The organism is Methylobacterium sp. WL19 (assembly GCF_008040005.1).
GTDB lineage: Bacteria > Pseudomonadota > Alphaproteobacteria > Rhizobiales > Beijerinckiaceae > Methylobacterium > Methylobacterium bullatum.
Window position 1 is genome coordinate 88371 of the sequence record NZ_VRVC01000003.1, and the last position, 6040, is coordinate 94410.

General features: G+C 69.1%; 6 protein-coding genes. 3 read left to right on the forward strand and 3 right to left on the reverse strand.

Annotated elements, in window-relative coordinates; translation table 11 throughout:
* The first annotated feature begins 2 nt into the window (after positions 1 to 2).
* Positions 3 to 731 (forward strand): HAD family hydrolase, encoded by a 729-nt coding sequence (locus FV220_RS01795; RefSeq protein WP_246689352.1) that lies wholly within the window; start codon positions 3 to 5, stop codon positions 729 to 731.
* Between the two features lie 210 nt (positions 732 to 941).
* Positions 942 to 2450: an NAD(P)/FAD-dependent oxidoreductase gene (locus tag FV220_RS01800; protein WP_147829256.1), complete on the forward strand. Its 1509-nt coding sequence runs from the start codon at positions 942 to 944 to the stop codon at positions 2448 to 2450.
* An 81-nt stretch (positions 2451 to 2531) separates the two neighbouring features.
* Here the strand turns inward: FV220_RS01800 and FV220_RS01805 are convergent, their stop codons facing one another.
* Positions 2532 to 3011: a MarR family transcriptional regulator gene (locus FV220_RS01805; protein WP_056146026.1), complete on the reverse strand. Its 480-nt coding sequence runs from the start codon at positions 3009 to 3011 to the stop codon at positions 2532 to 2534.
* Between the two features lie 156 nt (positions 3012 to 3167).
* Between FV220_RS01805 and FV220_RS01810 the strand changes: the two genes are divergently transcribed.
* Positions 3168 to 3947 (forward strand): DUF1499 domain-containing protein, encoded by a 780-nt coding sequence (locus FV220_RS01810; RefSeq protein WP_018042417.1) that lies wholly within the window; start codon positions 3168 to 3170, stop codon positions 3945 to 3947.
* A 366-nt stretch (positions 3948 to 4313) separates the two neighbouring features.
* On the opposite strand, the gene FV220_RS01815 is transcribed toward FV220_RS01810, so the two are convergent.
* Positions 4314 to 5249 (reverse strand): MBL fold metallo-hydrolase, encoded by a 936-nt coding sequence (locus tag FV220_RS01815; RefSeq protein WP_147829258.1) that lies wholly within the window; start codon positions 5247 to 5249, stop codon positions 4314 to 4316.
* Positions 5250 to 5346: 97 nt separating this feature from the next.
* Positions 5347 to 6040 (reverse strand): DUF2865 domain-containing protein (locus tag FV220_RS01820; RefSeq protein WP_147829260.1); only part of this gene is annotated, 694 nt, incomplete at its 5' end.

The window sequence follows — 6040 nt, forward strand, 5'->3', positions numbered from 1 at the left end:
CCGTGACGACGCCACGCCGTCTCGCCGGCATCCTGTTCGACAAAGACGGCACCCTCATCGATTTCGACCGGACCTGGGGTCCGGCAGCGTATGCGGTCATGGATGACCTTTCCGGGGGCGACCGCGTCCGACTGGAAGACTTGATGGCGGTAAGCCATTACGTCGAAGAGGAGCGCCGCTTCCTGCCGACGTCCCCCCTCATCGCGGGCTCTTCGGCCGCTTATGGCCCGATCTGGGCAAAGGTGCTCGGCCGCCCGGCGGGACCGGACCTCTACGGGGAGATGGACCGGCTGTTCCGCCGCGAAGGGCTGGCGCATCTGTGTCCCATCGGCGATCCGGCGGCGACCGCGCAGCGTCTCGCCGATGCGGGTTACGCCCTCGGAATCGCCACCAACGACGCCGAAGCCTCGGCCCGGGCGCAGGCCGATATTCTCGGCCTGACACCGCATCTAACCTACGTCGCTGGTTACGATTCCGGCCACGGATCGAAGCCGGAACCCGGCATGGTCAGCGCCTTCGCGACGCATCTTAACGTCGCGCCGGGGCGGATCGCGATGGTGGGCGATTCCCCCTATGACCTCGTCGCCGGCCGCTCGGCCGGGGCCGTCACCATCGCGGTCCTGAGCGGCCCCCTGGGGGAGGGAGCACGCGAGATCATGGCACCGCTGGCAGACCATGTGATCGCATCGATCGGCGATCTCGCCGCCCTGCTCGACCGGATCGTCGATTAGGAAGCGCCCTCGGGGGGCGTCCCGAGGCGGATGGAAGGGGAATTTTTACCGGTACACGGCCACATTCCCGACCGCCATCGAGAGGCCCTTGGTTGCGCCATGCGCCGTCCCTAAGGGCCGCGCGATGGCGCGACAACAATGGGGCGATGGCGCATCGAAGATGCCTCGCCATTGCGCCACCTTCCCTGCTTTTCCGGTGAGTACCCGACGATGATCCGTGACGACCGCGCCGGTTTCAAAGCCGGCGGCCCTCTGGCTCCGACGAAGCGCGACATTCTCCGTGGCGTCGCCGGCACGGCCTTCACAGCGGCGCTGCCCTTCGTCGCCTCACCCGCCCTCGGGCAGACCGGCAAGGCCCAAAAACACGTGCTCGTCCTCGGTGCCGGCATGTCCGGGCTGACGGCGGCGCTGGCACTCCTGCGCCGTGGACACCGCGTCACGGTCATCGAGTATCAGGACCGCATCGGCGGCAGGCTCCTCTCCCTTCCGCTCAAGAACGGACAGTTCACGGAGGCCGGCGGCGGGCATTTCCGATCCAACATGCCCTATGTGCTGAGCTACGTCCGGCGCTTCAACCTGCCGCTCCTCAGCCTCAACGACGGTCTTCCCCGCTACATAATCGGCGGGCAGACCGGCACGGGCGCCGACCTCGCCAACTGGCCCTGGGCCGTTTCCCGGGAGGAGCGTAACGTCAGCGTCGCGACGAGCCTCAACCGCTATCTCTACAGGGCGGGGCTCGACACCGATTCTGTGCTCGATTCCCGCTGGCCCGACCCGGATTCCCTGGCCCGCTACGACAACGTGACGGTGGGCGACCTCGTGAAGGGCGTCGGTGCATCGGATGCCTTCTGCCAGCTCCTCGATGCCCATGGCGGCACCTTCACCAGCCGCTCGCAGGCCCTGGGTGCCATTCCCGACCTCGCCTATCATTTCGGCGACCAGAACGTGTTTCGCATCGAAGGCGGCAACAACCGCCTGCCCATGGCCCTGGCGGGGGCCATCGGCCCCGCGAACATCGTCCTGAAGGCGGAGGTGGTCAGCATCGAGCAGACCAGCGGCGGTGTCCGCGTCGGCACCCGCGACGGCCGCGACTTCTCCGGCGACGCCATCGTGTCCACGATCCCCTTCAGCGTCCTCGGCGGCATCGACGTGAAACCCGGCTGGTCGGAGGCCAAGCGGCGCATGTTCGCCGAGATGGAATGGGACAAGACCGTGAAGGTCATCGTCCAGACCAAGACACCCTCGTGGCTCTCGAAGAACGTCCATGGCTGGCCGATGGCCGGCGGTGACCGCCCCTGGGAGCGGGTCATCGACATCACCGGCAACGAGACCGGGTCGCATGGAAACGTCTTCTTTTACCTGAACGGCGCCAATGCGGAGGCCATCCTGGCCCGCCCCCGCGAGACGCGGGCTCAGGTGACCGTCGATCAGTTCCGCGCCGACATGCCCGACCTGTTCGACGAGGTGATCACGGTGAAGGACTTCGCCTGGACCGAGCAGCCCTGGATCAGGGGCTCCTTCGGCTCGCCCCCCCTGGGGGGTGGCTGGATGATCCGCGAATGGACGATGCCGGAGGACCGCATCCATTTCGCCGGCGACTTCACCAGCCTGAAGACCGGCTGGGTCGAAGGCGCGATCGAGGCGGGCCTGCGGGCCGCCCGCCAGATCGACCCGCAGGTCGAGGCCGAAGGACGCCCGGTGATCCGTCAATCACTCTGACCACCCGGGGATTTGGCGCGTGCGGCGAATCTCCGCCATCCTGCGGCCCGACGAGGAGAGGGCGCCTCACACCATCCGGGATCAGGTCTCAGAATCGGCGCGGGCCACGTCGCGCCACTTCAGAACGAGATGCTCGAAGGCCGCGATGTCGTCCTGTGGCAGGGTGCCGAGGGTGCGGGCCACATAGGCCTTCTGCGCGGCGATGCCGCGAGCCGCAATCTCGGTCCCGGCCGGAGTGAGGCGGAGGGCGTGCGAGCGCCGGTCGCCGGGGATGGCGTGGCGCTCGACGAAACCGGCCTGCACGAGGCGGTCGATCAGCCCCGAAACGTTGCCCTTGGTGACGTAGAGGCGCGCGGCGAGATCCTGCTGCGTCAGGCCCTCGCGTTCGGTGAGCGTCGAGAGCACGTCGAATTGCGGAATGGACAGGCCGAGGCCGCGCAACTCGGCCGCCATCGCGGCGGTCACCCTCCGGTTGAGGCGGATAAAGCGGAACCAGACCCTCAACGGGTCTTCCGATCCTCCATCGGGCACGGGGGTGCGGGGCGCTGCGGTGAGACTCATGTGGAGGCCGCTATAGCAGAAGCGGGCGGCATCGAAAGCGCGGCCATCTCGCGGGTGGCGTCGGAAAGCGAGGCCCGGTAAAGCTTTGGGCTCAGGCGCGCGGGCACCATCTCCCGATGGCGCGGCGATCTCCCGGACAGCGATTTCACCCGTATCATGCGTCGTTCGCTTATCGAGGAGCCCATCACCCGCGCCGGTCCGCTCTCGCGCGGGACCGCGATCCTGTCGGTCCTCGTCACCCTGTTCGCCCTCGTTCTGGTGCGCGATCCGAGGGCGGAGGAGGGGCCCGCGCTGGTGACACTGGCATCCGGCCTCGTCCTGGCGGTGATCGCGATCGGCTTTGCGGTCTTCGCTTTCGTCCGGGTCTGGCGCGAGGGAGCGCGCGGTGTGGCAAGCGCTCTCGCCGGCCTGTTCCTCGCCGCGATCACCCTCGGTTATCCGGTCTTCGTCGGGCTGCGCGGCCTGCGGCTTCCCGCCATCACCGACGTGACCACCGATACCGACAACCCGCCCGCCTTCTCACGCTCGCATGCGGCCTTCGCGGCGCGCGAAGGACATTATCCCCCCGATCCCGGCCCCGAGGCACGGATCGCGCAGCGCGCCTCCTATCTGCAGATCGCCCCGCTCACCCTCGACCTCGACGCCAACGCCGCGTTCGAACTCGCCAGGAAGGCCGCGGTGAACCGCAAATGGCAGATCGTGGAGGCGATCCGCCCCGGAGGTCGCGTCGGCAACGGTCGGATCGAGGCGGTGACGCGCGGACTCATCCTGAACCTCGCCAGCGACATCACGGTCCGTGTCCGACCGAGGGCGGACGGAGCCCGGATCGACGTGCGCTCCGCCTCCCGGATCGGCGACCGCGATTTCGGCGCCAATGCCGACACCATCCGGGGCTATCTCGACGAGGTCGCCAACCTCGCCATCGCCGTCAAGTGAGCGGTCGGGCCGACTCTTTCGGTTCGATTCGATTCGATTCGGTTCGGTTCGGTTCGGTTCGGTTGCAGGTGAAACGCGGGCTCCCTTTATGGGAAGGGCTCCATAGCCACGCATTTCGTGGAATACGCAGCTCTCCTCCCCACGAGGGCTACGATATCCACACATCTCGCGGGCCGCTCGGGTCCCCTATCCCGGAAGGAGAGGGAGCCCGTCGCGCCCTCCGTCGAACCCTCTTGGATGAACGAACAGCCATCGCGCGAATGCGTGAATCCAACGGCCCTTGTGAGGAGGAGGTGGGGTGGTTGGGCGACCCTCAGGCTGCGGAGGCTAGCGGAGCCACCCCCACTCCTACGCACGATGCCGGTGTCAGGCCGGCCTGTAGACGCTGTCGAGGCGCGGCGGGCCGTCGGTGACGACGAGCCCGCGCTCCACGAGATCCTCCAGATGGGCGAAGACCGAGAGCGCCGCCGCACCCTGAAGGGGGGCGCTCAGGCCCTGATAGATCACCCCGACGATGGAGCGGATATCGCGGTCCCCGGCCTCGATCCGGGTGCGGATCGCGCTCTCGCGCTGGCGCCGGTGGGCGGCGAGGCCACGGACGAAGCGGCGCGGATCGCGCACGGGTCCGCCATGGCCCGGCCAGTAGATCGTCTCGTCGCGCCCGCGCAACGCGTCGAGCGACGCCATGTAGGCGCGCATCGAACCGTCGGGCGGCGCCACGATGGTCGTGGACCACGCCATCACGTGGTCGCCCGAGAACAGGGCCGTTTCCTCCGGCAGGGCGAAGGCGAGGTGGTTCATGGTGTGACCCGGCGTTTCCACTGCCCGCAGGGTCCAGCCCGGCCCCTCCAGCGTGTCGCCCTCGTTCATCTGGCGGTCGGGCCGGTGGTCCCGGTCGGAGCTGGCGTCGAGATGCGGGAATTCGCCCTCCGCCAGGTTTCTGGCGGCGCGATGCGGGCCGCAGCCGACGATGGGCGCGCCCGTCTCCGCCTGCAGCAGCCGGGCGCCCGGCGAGTGGTCGCGGTGGGTGTGGGTGACGACGATGGCGGTGAGCCGCTCGCCGGCAATGGCCGCGACCAGCGCCGCCACGTGAGCGGCATCGGCGGGACCGGGATCGATGATCGCGACCTCGCCCTGGCCGACGATGTAGCTGCAGGTGCCGCTCGAGGTGAACGGACTGGCGTTGGGACAGATCCGCCGGCGCACCAGCGGCGACAGGCTCACCGTCTCGCCGTTGGCCGGCGCCGCCCCGTCGAAGTTCGGATCCACCGCAGGGTCGCCGTCGTCGCTGGTCTTGGTCATGCGGTACCTGGAACGATCACACTCGTGTTCGCCCCTAAGCCATCGCGGGGCGAGCCACAACGGAAGCCCCGGTCGGCAGTGACGGCGGCGGGCGACGTCAGCGGGTGAAGGGCGAGGACACCACGACGCGGACGATGGCGAAACCCGCATCTGCGTCCTGCCGGCGCCGGACGGTGCCGAAGCCTCCGGTGCCATCGCCGGAGCCCATCTGCGCCACACGGATGCGGGGGGCACGGTCGACCGTTCGGCCGGCCTGACGGACATCCTGCTCGGCGGCGCGGGCATCGGCCTCGCGCCGGACGACGTCGATCTTGCGATCGATGCTGCGGCGCTCGCGCGGTGAGAGGAGACCGGCCTCGCGGAAATCCACCACCGTGAAACCGCCGGGCCGGGTGGAGACCACCACACGGGCGCTCGATGGGGTGGCGACCACGTCGCCCACCCGTGCGGTCGGGTCGCGCTCGATCGGGAGTGGCGCCGCCGCCGCGCCTTCTGGCTGACAGGAGCACTGCTCGACACGCTTGGTGCGGTACAGGTTCGCGACGAGGAGGGCGCGGTAGGGACGCCCGTCGAGACCGACGGCCCGGTCGAGATCGTTCTGCCTCGCACCCAGCATGTAGAGGCTGGTGGCGGCGTTGGGACAAGCCGCGGCACAGGCCGCCTCGTGCAGGGGAATGTCGGAGCGGGACGCCAGGCGCCCGAGGGGGAACAGGTAGCCGTCGCAGGCCCGGACGCAGACCGTGCGGGCGCCCAGCGCCGAGGCGGTCAGCGCAGCGGATGCGGCGCGGCTC

Excerpts from the sequence above, each read along its gene's own strand:
- FV220_RS01800 (WP_147829256.1), top strand. The coding sequence starts at position 942 with ATGATCCGTGACGACCGCGCCGGTTTCAAAGCCGGCGGCCCTCTGGCT.
- FV220_RS01805 (WP_056146026.1), bottom strand. The coding sequence starts at position 3,011 with ATGAGTCTCACCGCAGCGCCCCGCACCCCCGTGCCCGATGGAGGATCG.
- FV220_RS01810 (WP_018042417.1), top strand. The coding sequence starts at position 3,168 with ATGCGTCGTTCGCTTATCGAGGAGCCCATCACCCGCGCCGGTCCGCTC.
- FV220_RS01815 (WP_147829258.1), bottom strand. The coding sequence starts at position 5,249 with ATGACCAAGACCAGCGACGACGGCGACCCTGCGGTGGATCCGAACTTC.